The sequence below is a fragment of the Paenibacillus anseongensis genome (assembly GCF_009757995.1).
Classification (GTDB): Bacteria; Bacillota; Bacilli; order Paenibacillales; family NBRC-103111; genus Paenibacillus_E; species Paenibacillus_E chondroitinus.
The window spans coordinates 185551-203433 of sequence record NZ_WSEM01000012.1; the positions used below are offsets into that span (position 1 = coordinate 185551).

Genomic DNA, 17883 nt, shown 5'->3' on the forward strand with positions numbered 1-17883 from the left:
ATTAGGGCATTGCCTTGATTCTTGTGTGGAAAGAAAAAATAAGACGGCGCAGGATTAACCCTGCACCGCCTTTTTCATTTCTACTCTGTATCCCAAATGACTTCCCAATTCCCATTCACACTGGCTTCAATTGTACCTCGCTCCATAATATACCCGGCAAGAAGCTCCGCAACATCCGTCGGAATATCCTTAATGACCGGCTTATCCTGGAACATGGCATAGTTGCCTCCGCCTGCCGCTCTGTAATTGTTCATCACAACATCGTAGGATGCGTTAAGGTCCAGCGGCTGCCCGTCATAATCGAGCTGTACGACACGCTCTCCAATCGGACGGGAGATGTTCAATTTATACGTAATGCCTTCCCACATATCATAATTGTAATGCTGTGGCTTCGGCTCTCTAAACTTGCTGCTGACCTGAACTTCGCCGCCAGGTGTCAGTTCGAAATATTCCGCGGACTGTTCCAAGGCGTCCTTGATGTCTTGTCCGGAAATACGAATCACTTTCAATGTATTCGGGTAAATGTAATTGGATACGATGTCCCTCATCGTAATATCGGAAGGAAAACCCGGTGATACGTTATCAAACAACGCCGTATTGGAAATGGGCGCTCCGGACAGCTCCATCTGTACCCGATTGATGAATTCGATCAGTGCGCTGTCTTTCAAGCGGGTCTGCATGGGATCTTTCACGAGCATATCGCCCGTGAGCTTGCCGATCGGTTGATCCAGCCACTCTTGCGTTTTCGCTTCATGGGTATCTACAAGCTCCATGAGCTTCTTGTCTGCTTCAACACCCGTTACGGAGAGCAGCTCGGATGTCTTGGTGTCGATCCGCCATTTGCCTTCTACCAACGAAAGCTCCAGCTTCACTTTCCCTAGCGTAACGCCAGCCGTTCCCGGTTGCACAACAAGGACACCGTTTATGCTTTGCCCTGCAATGCTCCGGTGCTGGTGCCCGGTCAGCAGCACATCCACCCCTTCAACTTCCATACAAAGCTGATAGCCCTGATTTTCACCTGTCAAAGGTTCCGTAGGTTCCCCTGTCTCCAGATGTCTTTCAAAGCCGCCATGATAAGAGACGACTACAACATCCGCTTGCTCTTCTTCCTTAAGCACCTTCACCCACTTGTGAGCTGCTTCTACAGCATCCACAAACTGCAAACCGGCGATATGCGCAGGGTTTTCCCAATTTGGAATATACGGTGTTGTCAATCCCAAAATACCGATGCGAACACCTTCAGGAAGTTCCTTGATGATATAAGGTTTACCTAAGAATGGCTCTCCGCTTGCTCCGTCTACAATACTTGCGCACAGCCACGGGAACTCAGATTCCTTGACCGCTTTACCAAGTACATCAAGGCCATAATTAAACTCATGATTCCCGATTACAGCAGCATCATAGCCAATATAATTGAGTCCGATCACCATCGGATCCATCGGCTCGTTATCCAATCTAGCGTGATGGTAGGCCAGCGGAGTGCCTTGAATGAGATCCCCGTTGTCGATGACGATTACATTGGCTTCCTTCTTCCGTTCAGCTTCTACCAATGCCGCTATTTTGGCTAAACCCACATCGTTGGGCAAGTTATTCGCGTAATACAAAGGCAGCATATTGCCATGTAAATCGCTTGTTTCCAGTATGGTTACTGTACTTTTCTGCACCTTACCAGGCTGAGTCAAGTTCCCCACTCCACAACTTTTTATTTTGTAAATACGTACATAACAATTGGCAGTTTAACAAATACTTCACACTATCTTCCATATCCCTTATGTTAATGTTATATTACATCTTAGATAAATAGCAAATAAATTTAAACGGAGGTCAAAAAAGTAATGAAAAAATTAACAGTGATTACCCTTTCCATGATGGTTGTTGCCACAGGTCTACTTGCTGGCTGTGCAAAGAAAGAAACTCCAGCTCCATCAGCTTCAGCAGGTGCAGCAGCGAGTGCTTCTCCGTCAGCAGCAGCTTCCGCTAGCCCAGCAGCAGCAACGGGTTTTGTTCCAAAAGAACTTAAAGTTCAATTCGTCCCTTCCCAAAATGCAGAGACACTTGAAGCGAAAGCAAAACCACTTGAAAAACTTCTCGGGGACAAGCTGGGTATTCCGGTTAAAGTTTCCGTTTCAACTGACTATAACGTTGTAATCGAAGCTATGGCTTCCAAACAAGTTGACGTTGGCTTCCTGCCACCGAGCAACTACGTTGTTGCTCATGATAACCGCAAAGCAGCTGATCTGCTTGCCCAAGCGACACGTTTCGGCGTTGACGATGCAACTGGCCAACCAACGACTGAACTTGTGAATTTCTACAAATCCGAAATCCTTGTGAAAGCAGATTCCCCAATCAAATCGGTTGCTGATTTGAAAGGCAAAAAAATGGGCTGGCAAGGTGTTACTTCCGCAGCTGGTTACGTTTATCCAGGTCTGTTGTTGAAAAAAGCTGGCGTTGATCCAGTGAAAGACGTAACAGGCGTACAATTCCAAGGACATGACAAAGCGGTTATCGCGCTTCTTAACGGTCAAGTTGACGCTGTCGGCGTATTCCAAGACATTCGTACGAACATGATCAAGGATTACCCAGACATTTTCAAACAAACAAAAGTTCTAGCTTTCTCCGATAAAATCCCTAACGATACAATCGCTGTTCGCTCCGATATGGATGCAGCATGGAAAAAGAAAATCCAAGACGCTTTCCTAGCACTTGGTACGGATCCAGAAGGCCAAAAAATCATTTTTGATGTTTATACACATAAAGGTTATGTTGTAGCGAAAGATGAAGATTTCAACATCGTTCGTGATGCGAACAAAGAAATGGGCTTGAAATAAGCCTATCTAAATCAAGAGGCTGTCCCAAAGTCATTCATTGACGGAGGGAGAGCCTCTTTTTTTTCAATTCTACGTATTTCCACGCTTGCATACTATGGATGTGGCACGTCCGGTAAATTTTTTTTTACTTTTGCATGACAAACGTTTACTTGAACTTGTCATATATCATAGTGGGGTGAAAATGGAATGTTCGAAAAGCTTATTAGCAGTAAAAATGAAGTCTCCATCCGGTGCGGCAACGACGAAATTAGAGGAGTTATTACGCATTACTATTCAGCCTTCCAACTGTTGAAAATAAGAAACATCATGATTCCCCTGGAGCTAATCGAACAGATTGAAGTTCTGGAACCGACAAACAGCTCAGCTGGATTATCAAAACTTAGCCGGGGTTCACTTCGTTTAGTTACCCGCGAGAGACTTTCAAGTCAAGTGTAATAGACATACATCATACAACGTGCATAACAAAACAGACGCCGCAGCTAGCGGCGTCTGTTGCTTTATACGATACGTTTACGAAGCGATCCTGAAATGTAGTCAATAATTGAGACGGTAATGATGATCCCGATCAGGATGATCCCTACACGCGGCCACTGCCTCGCATTCAGCGCGAAAATAAGCGGTGTACCGATCCCTCCAGCACCAATGACTCCAAGCAGGGTTGCAGAACGAACGTTGATCTCGAAGCGATATAGCGTATACGAGATGAAATCAGGAATGACTTGAGGAATGACGGCAAAGGCCATCCGCTGCCAAATATTAGCGCCAACGGCGTTCATCGCCTCTGTAGGCCCCATATCCATATTTTCAATGGCTTCGGCATACAGCTTCCCGAGCATCCCTACGGAGTGCAATCCTAAGGCCATTACCCCGGCATATGCATTAGGCCCTACAGCTTTGATAAAGATCAAAGCCATAATAATTTCAGGAATCGTACGAACAATACTCAAGAACAATTTCCCTGTTCCCGAGACGGCGCGGAAACGGCTCATATTCGCTGCAGCCCAGAAGGCAAACGGCAAACAGACAATCGCCGAAACGAAGTTCCCCAAGTAGGAAATGGACAACGTTTCAAGCAAAGAACGAAGTAAATCTTCGCCTTCCGGAATATAGACATACGCCCAATCCGGATGAAACAAGCCGGTAATCATGGCTTTCGTCAAAATCCAAGTCGTTGGTTGAAAGCCTGTTAACTCCAGACCTGTCAACGACCAGATGAACAAAGCGATAACCGCGACCCATCCTACAATTTTGTAAGTGCGCGCACGAGATTCTGACATTGGCTTTGCGCTGCCCTTCAGCAGGTAGGAACGGAACCGGGTACTTACCAAATCGATAATGACAACAACAATCAACGTGTAAATGACAATCGCACAGGACTGATCGTAACGAAACAGATCCAACGTGTTTTTGAGCAGCAAACCGATACCACCGGCTCCAACCAAACCTAGGATCGCGGAGGCGCGGATACTGACTTCAAATGTATACAAGAAATGAGCAAGATACGTAGGTGCAACCTGTGGAAGAACACCGAAACGAATCAGCTTCAGTTTATTGGCACCAACGGCTGTCATCGCTTCCAGTGGGCCTGGATCGATCGCTTCCGTCGATTCATATGCAAGCTTGGACAAAATACCGAACGTGAAGAAAATCAGCGCGAGCGTACCTGCTGTGGGCCCAAACCCCACTAGCACCGCAAACAGTGCAGCGTACAGCAAATCCGGAATCGTGCGAAGCAGGTTCATGATCAGCCTGGCCGGATAAAAAAGCCACGGCGATGTGGTTACGTTACGTGCTGCAAGAAGCGCCATGGGATAAGCGAAAAGAGCTCCTATGGTTGTACCGATAATGGACATTTGGATGGTTTGTGCCATCGGCTTCCAAATATCAGCGAAAAACGCCCAATCCGGCGGAAACATTTCCCCAATGAATTTGAGGATTTCCGGTGTTCCGGTAACCAGCTTCGAGAGTGTCGCGTCCGTCTGATAGATGCTTCCGATCAGGAACAAGATCATGATGATGGCTGTGAGATAAATCTTCGTTCGAGGAGGTCTTTTGACAGACGTCACACTCATCCCTCCTGCACCCCCAACAGCTCATCTTTCTTAATGGCACGGCCATAAATTTCGGAGAATACCTCGTCTGTCGCTTCAGCAACGGGTCCGTCATATACGACTTTACCTGCACGAAGCCCGATAATCCGCGTTGCGTATTCACGTGCAAGATCAATAAAGTGCAGGTTAACAACCGTTGTGATACCCAGTTCCGTGTTAATGCGTTTCAGGTCATCCATAACCTGTCTTGTCGTTAAAGGATCCAAGGAGGCAACAGGCTCATCCGCCAAAATGATTTTGGCTTCTTGGGCAAGCGCCCTCGCGATGGAAACACGCTGTTGCTGACCACCGGACAATTCATCAGCGCGTGAATAGGCCTTCTCCCGAATATTCACTCTTTCCAGTGCTTTCAGGGAAAGCTCGATATCATGTTTAGGGAACAAACCAAGGATGGTACGTAATGTGGAGTGGTAGCCTACGCGACCAGATAATACGTTGCGAAGAACCGTGGAACGCTTAACGAGATTGAAGGTTTGGAAGATCATCCCGATATCTCTGCGCATCCGGCGTAATTCCGAACCATTTGCTTTTGTGATCGATTTGCCATCTATCAGAATTTCTCCGTCTGTCGTCTCATGCAAGCGATTGATTGAACGCAATAAAGTAGATTTCCCTGCGCCTGAGAGACCGACGATCACAATAAACTCTCCCGGGTTAATCGTCAAATTAATGTCGTTCAGACCCACAGTTCCGTTAGGATACACCTTGGAAATATGTTTAAACTCAATCATATAAGTCCTACTTTCTTTAAATGGTATCAAAGATCAGACCAAACTAATTCAACGAATTTCGTCAAAATCCTTCTTTCTATGATAACCTTTAGAAAATATTCATATTCCATTGTTCACCATGACAACAAAAGAGCCCCGGAATTTGATCCGAGGCTAGTCATAATTACTTATTTATCAAACTTTCGAACTATACTTTAGCACGCCAGCGCTCCTCGATTTTCATCCCTTTCCACACTGCAATGGAGACGATCCACGCAATGATGAACAGGGCGACGAGGATGAAGCCCAAGGTGCCGAAATCAATATCCTGCAGCCAAGTCCAGAAGGTGCCTTCCATGCCGAATTCTTCCGAGAGCACCTGCCCCAACTCAATGACACCGATAATTAAAGCGGCAATGACGGCCAGAGCGGTTACAGTCAAATTGTAATAAAGCTTGCGCACGGGCGTATGGAAAGCCCACTTGTACGCCTTAGTCATGAACATCCCGTCAGCTGTGTCAAATAGACTCATGCCTGCTGCAAATAATAGCGGAAGCGAGATGACGCCGATGAATGGAATGGCATCTTTGGCCGCATGGGCGGAAATGGCTAACAGCGCAATTTCACTAGCCGTATCGAAGCCTAGACCAAAGAGAAACCCTAGCGGATACACATGCCAGCTTTTGCTGATGAAAGAGAACAACGGCTTGATCATACGGGCGATGAAGCCGCGGGACTCCAACAGCTCTTCAAACTCATTGTCATCCTGCTTACCGCCGCGAAATTTGACGAACAGTTTATATAAGCTTATTAGAATAATCAAGTTAATGACTCCAATGATAACTAGAAAGAGCCCGGATACCGAAGCGCCGATAACGCCTCCGAAACGCTGCATCCATGGAAGCTCACGCTCCGCCCATGTCACCGAAAAAGCGGTCACAATGGACATAAGGAAAACGACCGAAGAATGACCTAGCGAGAAATAAAAACCGACGCCTAACGGGTTGCGTTTCTGTTGAACAAGCTTACGCACGGTATTGTCAATGGCCGCGATATGATCGACGTCAAAGGCATGCCGCATGCCCAGCGTATAGGCAAGCAGTCCGATCCCCCAAAAAGCAGGAGACGTTTTGGCCACCGAATAAAGTCCAATAAGGCCTAATATATGGAGAAGCAAGATAAAGCCTATGTATCCGCCCCAGCTTTTCCGCTGCTCCAGCAATGATTTCCACATGTGGTATACACACAACCTTTCCATTCGTGCCACGATTTATTTACAATGTAGCACACGTGTGCGTGACTTGAGAAGCATTTTACCTAATTTATTGTGAAGAAATCTAACATTTATTTGATATAATAGTATCCGTTCCAAAATAATGAGCTATGTAAGGAGTGTAAACGATCTGATGTCTCTTCGTCTTTTTAAACTTTTTACCATTTTCGTACCTGTAGTCATCATCGGCGGCTTTGAATATATACGCCATGAGTTCCTATTAAATTACTTAACAATGGAAGCCGGCAACTTCTCCATTACCGTTATTACGCTGCTGCTCTCGTACCTCTTTGCTTCATGGATGTTTCAAAGCATTGAACGCAGCAATGAGCAGCTTACCATGGGCGAAGCACGCAGAGCCGTCTACGAAGAGCGGGAACGTCTCGCCCGAGAGCTGCATGACGACTTGGCTCAGACGCTTTTTTTCCTTAACGTCAAGTTAAAGCAAGGTGATTTGGAGGAAGCCAAAGCCGCCGTATCGGAAATCGACAACTCGCTCCGTCAGGCGATTTTCAATCTTCGCACGCCGCCTGAAGAAGGGACCGGCCTTGAGCAGCGTATCCATAAATTTCTGCACGACTGGCGGATGGTGACGGGTATTGAGCTGCAGGAGGAGCTGGAAATTGAGGAGAACAGCTTCACTCCCGCAGAGGAGGTACAGCTTTTCGGCATCATCCAGGAGGCCTTTACGAACATTCGCAAACACTCCATGGCAACAGAAGCGGCAATCTTGTTGGAAGCTCAGCCGGATGCCTGGAAACTGCAGATTACGGATAATGGCCGTGGACTTCAGCATGCTGAAGCAGCAGGCAAGAAGTATGGCATTGAGCTGATGCAGAAACGGGCGTCTGATTTAGGAGCCTCCTTCGAATTTAAGGCAAGAGGTACAGGCGAAGCACAAGCAGGAACAGGAAGCGGAGACATAACCGGAACCGATCTCACAGTGCAAGCCGCAGATAGGAGGAACTGATTTTGACATCCACACAACCCTTCCGTGTACTTATAGTAGATGATCATCCCTTGGCCCGAAAAGCGATCCGCAGCATGCTGGATCCTGTGGCCGACTTTGAAATTGTGGGGGAAGCCAGCAGCGGTGAAGCTGCGATTGTGCAGTGTGGTGAAGTCGCGCCCGATGTGGTATTGATGGATATTCATATGTCTCCTATGGATGGACTTGAAGCGACACGGCGCATCAAACAAGCCTATGGGACGATCCGAATCGTCATGCTGACGGTTTCCGACGATGTGGCCGACCTCTTCACGGCCCTGCAGTTCGGAGCCCAGGGCTATTTGCTCAAAAATATGGACCCTGATGAATGGCTTACCTATCTTCGCGCCCTGCTCGACGATAATTCCGATGCCGCCCGGGGGATGGCGGACAAGCTTTTCCAACGGTTTCGCGCACCGGTTGGGAATTTGGCGGAAGGTCCAACACCGAGCATGCTAACCTCTCGGGAGCAGGAAATCACCGCCTATGTCGCCCAGGGAGACAATAATCGGCAGATTGCTGAGAAACTGCTTATTTCAGAGCATACCGTCAAAAATCATATGAAAAATATATTGGTTAAGCTCGGGCTTGAGAACCGCGTTCAGCTAACCGGATTCGCCATTAAGCACGGCTTGACACGAAAAGGACAAAACTAGTCGAAAAAATAGCCCACTAGAGTCATACTCAGATGCTTACCAAACAGGTAACATGGACAACATGAGAAGAGTTGATTCGAAAGGGGAAAATGTTCCATGTTTAAAAAATTGATGTTAAACGCAAGTATCCTGCTGGTCGGTTCCATGCTGCTAATCGTTGGCGTCGCCAGCGCTCATGTAACGGTATATCCCAAAGAAGCCACACAAGGCAGCTACGAGATGTTTACGGTTCGTGTGCCATCCGAGAAAGATATTCCTACGGTAAAAGTGGAAGTGAAGTTCCCGATGGACTCCGTTGCCGTTTCCCGTTTTGAGCCAAAAGCCGGCTGGACATATGAAGTCGCCAAAGATTCCGCTGGTAAAATTACCGGCGTTACCTGGAAAGCAAGCGGAGACGGACTCGCGAGCACGGAGTTCGGTGATTTTAATATGCAGGGTAAAGTAGCGGACGCTGCTACCCAAATCGTTTGGAAAGCTTACCAAACCTACAAAGACGGCAGCGTCGTGGAATGGGTCGGCGCAGACGGTTCAGACAAGCCTGCTTCCGTTACGACGGTGAAAGCCAAAGCCGGCGCTATCACAGACAGCCATGGGAACGTCGTTGCTGGCCAAGCTGCTGCTGAAAGCGGCAGTTCCAGCTCCAAAACACCGCTGTACCTTTCCATTGTAGCTGTTGTGCTTGGGGCATTATCCTTGATCGTTTCGTTCACAAGAAAACGCCGCTAATCCGGCTATAAGAAAAGGCCTTGAGTTCTCCGTCAGGATTGACGCTGAACTCAAGGCCTTTCTTATGCTCTTTGATAAATCCGGAAGTAATACTCGTACGGGTTTTTCTCGTTCCGTTCTCCCTGTTCGCTTGAGACCAAGGTCCACTCGGACAAGTCCAGCTCCGACATGTACGTGTCCGCTTCAAACTCGTGCTCGATGAATGTTATGTACATCCGATCAACCTTCTCTGCGAACAGGCGAAATATTTCCGCGCCGCCAATGACGAAAAGCTCTTGATCTTTGAACTCTTGAACGGCTTCATCGACGGAGTGAATGACCTCGCAGCCCTCCGCCCGAAACTCCGTATTCTGCGTAAGGATCACATTGCGTCTGCCTGGCAGCGGCCTTCCGATGGATTCATACGTCTTGCGCCCCATCAGAATCGGGTGCCCCATCGTCACGGCTTTAAAAAATTTCAGATCACCTGGCAAGTGCCAAGGCAATGTATTGTTTACACCAATGGCACGGTTGCGATCCATGGCGAAAATAAATGAAATACTCATAGCCGGTGCAAACCTCCTTTCGTAACACGTCTATACCGCTACTGGCGCTTTAATCGTTGGATGCGGATTGTATCCGATCAACTCGATGTCGATGACATCGAAATCGAACAGCGATGCCACATTTTGATTCAGCTTCAGCGTTGGCAATTCCTTCGGCTCACGGCTCAGAAGCGTATGAATTTGATCAATATGGTTCGTGTAAATATGCGCATCGCCAATGGTATGGACAAACTCCCCTACGCCTAGTCCGCACTCCTGTGCGATTAGGTGCGTAAGCAGCGCGTAGCCAGCAATGTTAAAAGGAACGCCCAGGAACGTGTCGGCACTGCGCTGATATAACTGGCAGCTCAGCTTGCCGCCCGCCACATAGAACTGAAACATCGTGTGACACGGCGGCAGCGCCATGCTCGGAACATCCTCTGGATTCCATGCGGAGACGATGAGCCTGCGCGAATCCGGGTTCGTTTTGATCATATGGATGACCTCTTTGAGCTGATCAATCGTTCCGCCCTGCGTTGTCGTCCAATCTCTCCACTGCTTGCCGTACACATCTCCGAGCTCGCCGTATTGCTTCGCAAATGCCTCGTCATTCAGCACCTTGTCTACGAAACTCGCCATTTGCTCGTCATACTGAACCTTGAAAGCTTCATCCTGCTGAGAGCGCAGCCCAAAATTCGTCATATCGGGTCCTGTATAATCTGCGCTTTCAATCCACTTTTTAAAAGCCCATTCATTCCAAATATGGTTGTTATGCTGCAGCAGATATCGAATATTCGTATCTCCTTTAATAAACCAGAGCATTTCACTGGCAATTAACCGAAAAGGCACTCTTTTCGTCGTCACAAGCGGGAATCCCTCCGAAAGGTCAAAACGCATCTGCCTCCCAAATACGGACAATGTCCCCGTCCCTGTTCGGTCTTCCTTTTTAGTCCCGTTTGCCAATATATCTTGTAGCAATTCCTGATAGGCTTTCAAAGCTAACGAACCTCCATCCCATAATAAAAGGCATATCCATCTATTTTACCATTCCTGTCCCCTCAGTGGTATCTGTAAGTGCGGACAATTTCTCCACGAAATCCCAATCTCTCAGAGATGCATTTTTGCGGCAGTTATGGTACTATTTGCTCCTAGAAGAGGTTCGCAAACTCCCTCTATGATAAAAATTTCCATCGAAGCCATTCGAAGCTGAGCGGCCGCGTTCAGAGGTTATTTTTATCGCCAATAAGAATTTGTTCTATCTGAGATCACCGGAACTTTTTTAAATTCTTATGTGGTAAAAAAACTATGAAAAGAGGATTCATCATGTCTGCAGGTAGAAGCAATGAAGATTTAAAAGAAATCACCCTACTCGGAAATCAAGGAACGAAGTATGTCTTCAACTATGATCCGACGGTGCTGGAAGCATTCGATAACAAACATCCGAACCGGGATTATTTCGTCAAATTTAATTTTCCTGAGTTCACGAGCCTGTGTCCCGTCACTGGACAGCCGGATTTCGCCACCCTCTACATCTCCTATATTCCGAATATCAAAATGGTAGAGAGCAAGTCCCTTAAGCTGTACCTGTTCAGCTTCCGCAACCACGGCGATTTCCACGAGGACTGCGTCAACATTATCATGGATGATTTGATCAAGCTCATGGAGCCTCGTTATATTGAGGTTTGGGGGAAATTCACTCCGCGCGGCGGCATTTCAATCGATCCGTATTGCAACTGGGGTCAGCCCGGCACGAAGTTTGAAGCGATGGCTGAGCACCGGTTAATGAACCACGATATGTATCCGGAAAAAATCGATAATCGTTAATTTTGCTGCAGGGGTAAGGTAATTGTTACTGTCGTACCTACGCCTTCTTCACTCTCATAAACAATTTTGCCGTTCATCGTCTCGATGATTCGGATAGTAACAGCTGTCCCAAGTCCCGTCCCGACATCCTTCGTGGAATAAAACAGATGGCCGATGCGGGACAGCTGATCTTTGCTCATTCCTCTGCCGTTATCGCAAATGCTGATCTGTACTTCACCAACCATCCCCGTCAAACGTACCTTCACTTCACCATTCGCCTGTGTAGCTTCAATCGCGTTTTTAATTACATTCACCAGCGCTTGCTGCAGTTGCCCTCTATCGGAATGAATATAGATGTGCTCATCGACATGACAAGTAAGCTCTACGCCATTTTTCATTGCCATCGGTGTTAGCAAGATCAGGATATTCGTTAGCACGTCCGAAAAAGAAAAGGATTCCAACTTCGTTAGTTTAGGTTTGGAGAAATTCAAATAATCACTGATAATTGTTTCGGCCCGCTCCAGTTCCTCCATGGCAATGGTCAGGTACTGTTGATTTTTGCCTAGTTCGCTTGGGCGCATGAGCTGGAGAAACCCTTTTACAACCGTTAGTGGATTACGAACCTCATGAGCGATAGAAGCAGCAAGTTCACCTAAGGTTTTCATTTTTTCAGCTTTTTGGATTTCCGCTTTCATTTTGGCATGTTCTTCATTCAGTTCCAGCAGCATCGTGGAGAACCAAGTTCCCAAAATCGTGAGGATTCCGAACGCAGTGATGGCGGGAATCATGCGATAATCCAGGGGTTCGCCGGAAAACAATGAGTACGAAATTAATATCATGAGCATGACAAACAGTGGTCCCAGGGCAACCACAATAGTGGCCTTAATCCGCGAGTTCCCCGTCAAAGCATTAACTTTGAACGAAGCAAGCAAGGGAATCATGAACGCAATCGTCATACTAATATATCCAAACAAAAGCGCATCGCCACCAAGGTAAGTACGCGTCATAATGATCATCACATAGTTGATAAAGCCTGCTTTCCGTCCCATATACACAGTTGCTATGACCATAGGAACGTAGCGCAAATCCCAAAATAAGTTAAGATCTTCATAAGAAAAAAGCAGACAAAGCGAGGATGCCATTCCATACAACAGCCCCATCATAATGGGAGATTTGGCGTAACTCCAACGTTCGCCAAAAACGCTCTGCAATAAAACAGGAGCAAGGACAATCAGGATGTTCAGAAATAATTTCTCTAGTAACATAGCTCCTCCTACACCTACAGCCACTCAAATTCTTACCCCTTGTAACTTCTGCAAAAACCAGGATATTCCCTTTTTTAACCATTGGATTTTTCTGGATAACTGCCATAAAATAAAAAAACTATGACGGAAGACTTCATTCGAAGCCTTCAATCATAGCTTATTTAACTATACGTTAATTTGTAAAAGTCAGTACTTGCAGTAACCGAAGCAGCATGACAGCGCTTTGCGCCCGTGTAGCTTCCATATCCGGGTCAAATGAAGAGGAGCTTGTGCCTTCCATTAGCTTTAACTTCCCAAGGTGATCAATTGCCTCTTGCGACCATGGCTGAATTTGCTTTTGATCCTCATAGGAAGGTGCCTCCCCTTGAACTTTCTGCTCGTTGTACCCCGCTGCCAGTAAAGCGCGATTCATCATAACCGCCATTTCCTGACGGGTAATTGTTTGTTCCGGACGGAACGTCCCATCCTCGTAGCCAGTAATAATGCCAGCTTTCACGGCGGCGTTTACAGCATTGTTGTACCATTCTTTAGCGTTCATGTCTTTAAAAGGGGCGTCATCTCCCGAGGACTTGATGCCCAGTGTCCGTACAATCATTGCTGCTAATTCTGCGCGGGTAACGGGTTGATCCGGACGGAATTCCTCTTTGGAAATGCCTTGGACGAGCCATTTGTTGGCCATTTGTTCAATTTCGTTCTTCGCCCAGTGTGTGGCTGTATCCCCGAAGGAAACCTGATTTTCGATCAGCATAAACGTGCCGTTTGCACGACCGTAAATGGTAACTTCCCCTGCTTGAACGGTAAATGGAACCGGCTCATAGCTGACATTGCCATTGGCATCTTGTACAACCCTGACGGCAGCCAAGTTACGCTCAGTAAGCGTTCCATTCTCTACTTTCAACGTATATGGCACATACTGATTGAAGTCATGGATGTCCACGGATTGACCATCGTTCAGAACTGCCTTCATGGAGAAATCCATCGAAGTCACGACATGAAGTCCGGCAGCTTGGGCTTGTGCCGAAGCGGAATCGTTGGTGGTGATAGCAACCTCAAGCTTCGCGAATTGCTCTGAAACTAGCTGCTTTACAGGAAGCTTGAGGCCTCCTATTGAGGAATCAATCCTCACCGATGGCACTTCAAGCAGCTTATTGAGCGCGGATTGCGTCAAGTTGACCTGCACCTGCTCCGTGCTGCCCGGTGTCTCTACCGCAAGTGTAACTGGTCCGCCCCCTTGTGCTTTGGTGATCGCCTCAAGCGCCTGTGTATCTACCGAAGCAGTAATGATCGTTTTGCCGTTTACTTCCGACACTTTAGTCCCTAACTTAGCGGAAGGTGTTGAAATCGGGCCTCCAGGAGCGGAGCTGTAAGGAGAGGCTCCTTTGTCTTCCCTGTCGTTTGCGTTTCGTGTTACTTTCAGCCGGTACGTTTTCGTTGCGTTGTTTTCTGCGGTAACTACAATCTCAATGACATTTGAACCCACGTTTAGTTGGATCGGTGTTGATGCTGTTCCTCTGTCTACGGAGGCTCCGTTGATTGTTACTTGCGCATTGTTGTCATTTGCATTTGGCGTTAAAGTAATTTGACTTACATCGTAAGAGACACTTAATGTGTACTCGGTTTGCGCCGCATCAAAGGCGGGGCTCAACGCACCAGCATTTGTTGTCAGGCTGCTCAACGTATTATCCGTAGAAGGCCAAACTTCAGTCGCCGTCACGCCGCTAGCTTTCACATAATTAGTACCTGGATTATCTAAAATATTTTTGATAACGGAAATGTTCGTACCCTTCTGAAGCTGAATTCCATTCGTATTTCCAGTGATGGTATTGCCTATGATTTGTACGTCTTGAGGGTCACCAGCGCCGACACCCCCGGCATTTTGATCCCCGTTGTCGTGTTCAAGCAAAATCCCCCAGTAACCGGAAGCCGTGTTATTGCGAATGATGTTATTTTCGATGCGTGTTCCTGGCCCGTTTAAAATGTTGATCCCTACACCATTGTTGACAGTCGTTGTATTTTCAATGATGTTATGTTCGATCCGTGTATCCGGAGTGCCCATGGTGACGACAATTCCTTCACGCGCATTGCGAATCACATTGTCATGGATGTAGTTTTGAGGTCCTGTTTTACTATGATTGCTTGGAGCCGTCCCGCCAGTATTCCCAAGCCCTACGCCGCCGCCGGTAAAAATATTCTCAACGGTATTGCCATAAACTTCGTTCAAATATTCCAACTCACCATGGAGATCAATTGCGTCCAGCTTTGTGTTCTTATAATGATTGTTTCGCAGTACGTTGTTGTGCGCTACGTTTTGAATGAGGGAACCATGGCGTAAATACGGCCCTTCAAAGTTGGAATCTTCCACTACATTCCAATACGTATCATTATCGAAACCGAGCCTATCAACCTTCGGCATCCCTTGAATGGACGTGCCATATCCGGCACCGCCGCCGCCTAAGTCCGTTGCATTGCGGAAAGTCGCATGACGAACAACAACATCGTGACTGTTTTCAATGCGAATGGCCATGCGCCGAAAACGCTCCACAGTGACATGATCAACGGTGACATTATAGGACGGATCTTCTCCGTAATTGGCGATAGCAATCATGCTGTCAGGCCCTCCGGCAGCCGGATTATTGATCACATGATCCAATGAAAAGGCACGATTCCACGTGGAAGTAACGGTCAGATTTGAAATCAAAATATCATGTTGACTCGATGATTTCAGCACAGAACTATTTTTAACATCATCAATGCTTGATTTCAAAATCGTTTGCGACTCGCTCTCCCCCCGCAGGTTGACGCCTGACTTCAGTTTTAGATTGATAAATCCATCCGGGGAAGTGATTAAGTTATAAACGCCATTCGGAATGAACACCTCGTCGCCAGCCGTAGAGGCATCTATTGCATTTTGGATGGCAATGCGGTCATCTTGGGCATTATCCGCTGGGTCAGCGCCGTAATCAAGTACATTACGCGTAACGCCAGTTACCTGATGAGGCGAGTGTATAGCATGTTCAGACCCATCAGGATTCGTTAATCCCGGCTTTGTAAAAGGGACCGTCCCTGACGGCGCCGTTGGCGTAATATTGGGGACGATAGCCACCGGTGTATCACCTGAAGGGAACGGTGGATAGATCATAACTTCCGTTAAACTTGTGAACGTACTGCCATCGGAGTTCCCGTGTCCAATGATGCGAACGAAGCGAGCTTGTATATCCGGGATATCAAAAGCTTGCATATCCACCGTATTCGGACGGCTGTTTCCGGTGAACACATTCGTCCAGGTTTGAGCATCGTTTGATGTTTGAATATCAATGAGCGTAGTCCGCAGATCGCCTTTATAAAAAGCAATGCCCACATACCCAATGTTCTTCGGTTGTCCCAAATCAAACATCACATATTGCCCGTCACCTGAAGCTGACCAGCGGCTGAACAAGTTGTTATCGAGCGTGTTGCTCTCAACGTTTCCATCGCTGCTGCTCGCATTGACTTCTACGACTTGCAGAGGTGTAACTGGAGCAGACAATGTCGTTACGTTGTAGGTAAGAGGTGTCAGCGAGTAATTGCCTACCGCATCTCCTGCGTAAACGCTATATGTAACGCTTGTATTCGGGGTTAACCCTTGAACGGTGTATGTATTCCCTGTCACATTGCTTAGCAGCACATCATTCTGATAAAGCTTATAGTTCGATACCGCACTGTCATCGATGGCTGCCGGCCAGGTTAATTGAACAAAATCCATGCCTAAATTGATTGATTTTAAGGCTGCGTTTTGACCCCATATTGGCGGGGTAGTGTCGCTTTGAACAACACGCCGTACCAGGAGTTGCGGCTCAGGGTTGGAGGCTGAAGTGTTCTCTTTTGAATATACGTTAACGGAGTTGGTTGAGTTTGAAGCAATGATGAAAGAAACTTTCTGGTCGGAGAGATGCTGCCTTACATAATCCGTCACGTCTACGGTGTATAAAATCGGTTTAGCTGAATTAGCCTGATTCACAATAAATTGTCCTAATGGATTCATGGCTGATAAATCCGTTTGAGGAGCATTATTCCAGGTTATCGTTGATTCTTGCCATGAATTATTCAAAAGACCATACACTTGAAGGGCCGTGTCAATGTCACTGCTGCCTTTTTTCGCAGACACTTGCAAATAATATTTGTATGTACTATCGGATACGGTAGACACATCAAACTTGAAATAAACTTCTGTCTTTTTCGAGGAGCTGGTTGAAAGGCTGTATAATCCTAACGTCGAACTCCCCAAATTCGTTCTGTTGTCGTAGTTCGTATCCGCTACCTCAGGCTTAGTGCTGTCTATAACGATAGCAGCATCTGCACTGGTTGGGAGAGCAGCAACATCTACCTCAACGTCCGCTGCTCTGCCTGCCGCAGGAACGAGGAGTAGAGAAAAGACCATGGAGAACAGTACCAACAAAGCTAATCTTTTTTGTAAAAAGCGAATTTTCATGTACCATGCTCCTTATTCAGTTTAGTTTCGCGTCAGTGTAAGCGCATACAATTAGTCGCGATTCCATCATATTACCCCCTTTTTGACAACTTTTATTGTCATTTATTTAGGTGAAGGAGGGATATTATTGGAAAAGATGTAGGAATGCCTGTAGAGGGAACTCTGTTCCTCTATTTTGGTGAAAAACGTGAACAGTTCCCTCCCATATGAGGAATAGCGCGCCCAATCTGGCGATTTACGCGGTACAGGAGCGAAGTGGATGTGCGTGGCATTGGATGAAGTCCAATGACAGCCCCTGATAATGGCCAAAGCCTTCTCTATATTGCACTTTGTGCAGCATAGAGGGCTCAAATCGGCCAATGCCTCCTTCTTCGTTGTACAAAATACAACGTAAAAGGCAGAATTGAGCGGTTTTCACGCTATTTAGATTGAATTCATTGTAATTTGTGCAATGAAGGTTGGGGTGATAGGGTTTAGAGCTGTTCTATGTTGTACAAAATGCAGCATAGATACGGGATCGAGGTGCAGTGG

General features: G+C 46.9%; 14 protein-coding genes. 6 read left to right on the forward strand and 8 right to left on the reverse strand.

The features are described from left to right. Positions 1-80: 80 nt before the first annotated feature. Positions 81-1682, reverse strand: a complete 1602-nt coding sequence (locus GON05_RS13265; protein ID WP_157319577.1) for a bifunctional metallophosphatase/5'-nucleotidase — start codon at positions 1680-1682, stop codon at positions 81-83. Between the two features lie 186 nt (positions 1683-1868). Between GON05_RS13265 and GON05_RS13270 the strand changes: the two genes are divergently transcribed. Next, entirely contained in the window at positions 1869-2828 is a 960-nt protein-coding gene (locus tag GON05_RS13270) for a phosphate/phosphite/phosphonate ABC transporter substrate-binding protein (RefSeq protein WP_397370049.1), read from the forward strand. Positions 2829-3014: 186 nt separating this feature from the next. Beyond that, positions 3015-3263 (forward strand): hypothetical protein, encoded by a 249-nt coding sequence (locus GON05_RS13275; RefSeq protein WP_157319579.1) that lies wholly within the window; start codon positions 3015-3017, stop codon positions 3261-3263. Between the two features lie 62 nt (positions 3264-3325). Here GON05_RS13275 and phnE read toward each other — a convergent pair whose 3' ends face one another. The 3 genes from phnE to GON05_RS13290 all read right to left on the reverse strand — a co-directional run bounded on the left by phnE (position 3326) and on the right by GON05_RS13290 (position 6883). Then, positions 3326-4900 carry a phosphonate ABC transporter, permease protein PhnE gene (gene phnE / locus GON05_RS39735; RefSeq protein ID WP_157319580.1) on the reverse strand — a complete coding sequence of 525 codons (1575 nt, stop codon included), beginning with the start codon at positions 4898-4900 and terminating at the stop codon, positions 3326-3328. Continuing rightward, on the reverse strand, positions 4897-5670 hold the full coding sequence (phnC, locus tag GON05_RS13285; protein WP_127457341.1) for a phosphonate ABC transporter ATP-binding protein: 774 nt from the start codon (positions 5668-5670) through the stop codon (positions 4897-4899). Before phnC ends, phnE begins: the two co-directional genes overlap by 4 nt. 187 nt (positions 5671-5857) lie before the next feature. Beyond that, positions 5858-6883, reverse strand: coding sequence for a HoxN/HupN/NixA family nickel/cobalt transporter (locus GON05_RS13290; protein ID WP_246239091.1), 1026 nt, complete (start codon positions 6881-6883; stop codon positions 5858-5860). 172 nt (positions 6884-7055) lie between these two features. Here GON05_RS13290 and GON05_RS13295 point away from each other — a divergent pair, with 172 nt between their 5' ends. The 3 genes from GON05_RS13295 (at position 7056) to GON05_RS13305 (ending at position 9292) form a co-directional block, all read left to right on the forward strand. Beyond that, positions 7056-7892, forward strand: coding sequence for a sensor histidine kinase (locus GON05_RS13295; RefSeq protein ID WP_157319582.1), 837 nt, complete (start codon positions 7056-7058; stop codon positions 7890-7892). A 2-nt stretch (positions 7893-7894) separates the two neighbouring features. Then, complete coding sequence (locus GON05_RS13300; RefSeq protein WP_258567596.1) at positions 7895-8566, forward strand: response regulator; 672 nt, start codon at positions 7895-7897, stop codon at positions 8564-8566. A gap of 96 nt (positions 8567-8662) precedes the next feature. Then, positions 8663-9292 (forward strand): YcnI family copper-binding membrane protein, encoded by a 630-nt coding sequence (locus GON05_RS13305; protein ID WP_157319583.1) that lies wholly within the window; start codon positions 8663-8665, stop codon positions 9290-9292. 62 nt (positions 9293-9354) lie between these two features. Here the strand turns inward: GON05_RS13305 and GON05_RS13310 are convergent, their stop codons facing one another. Both GON05_RS13310 and GON05_RS13315 read right to left on the reverse strand, forming a co-directional pair. Beyond that, on the reverse strand, positions 9355-9837 hold the full coding sequence (locus GON05_RS13310; RefSeq protein ID WP_157319584.1) for a dihydrofolate reductase: 483 nt from the start codon (positions 9835-9837) through the stop codon (positions 9355-9357). Positions 9838-9867: 30 nt separating this feature from the next. Further along, positions 9868-10812 carry a thymidylate synthase gene (locus GON05_RS13315; protein WP_157319585.1) on the reverse strand — a complete coding sequence of 315 codons (945 nt, stop codon included), beginning with the start codon at positions 10810-10812 and terminating at the stop codon, positions 9868-9870. Between the two features lie 327 nt (positions 10813-11139). Here GON05_RS13315 and queF point away from each other — a divergent pair, with 327 nt between their 5' ends. Then, the gene (queF, locus tag GON05_RS13320; RefSeq protein ID WP_157319586.1) at positions 11140-11640 is read left to right on the forward strand and encodes a preQ(1) synthase; all 501 of its coding nucleotides are present in this window, start codon (positions 11140-11142) and stop codon (positions 11638-11640) included. On the opposite strand, the gene GON05_RS13325 is transcribed toward queF, so the two are convergent. After that, positions 11637-12884 (reverse strand): sensor histidine kinase, encoded by a 1248-nt coding sequence (locus GON05_RS13325; RefSeq protein WP_157319587.1) that lies wholly within the window; start codon positions 12882-12884, stop codon positions 11637-11639. The genes queF and GON05_RS13325 overlap by 4 nt on opposite strands. Before the next feature lie 172 nt (positions 12885-13056). Beyond that, positions 13057-17352 (reverse strand): S-layer homology domain-containing protein, encoded by a 4296-nt coding sequence (locus GON05_RS13330; RefSeq protein ID WP_157319588.1) that lies wholly within the window; start codon positions 17350-17352, stop codon positions 13057-13059. Between the last annotated feature and the right edge of the window lie 531 nt (positions 17353-17883).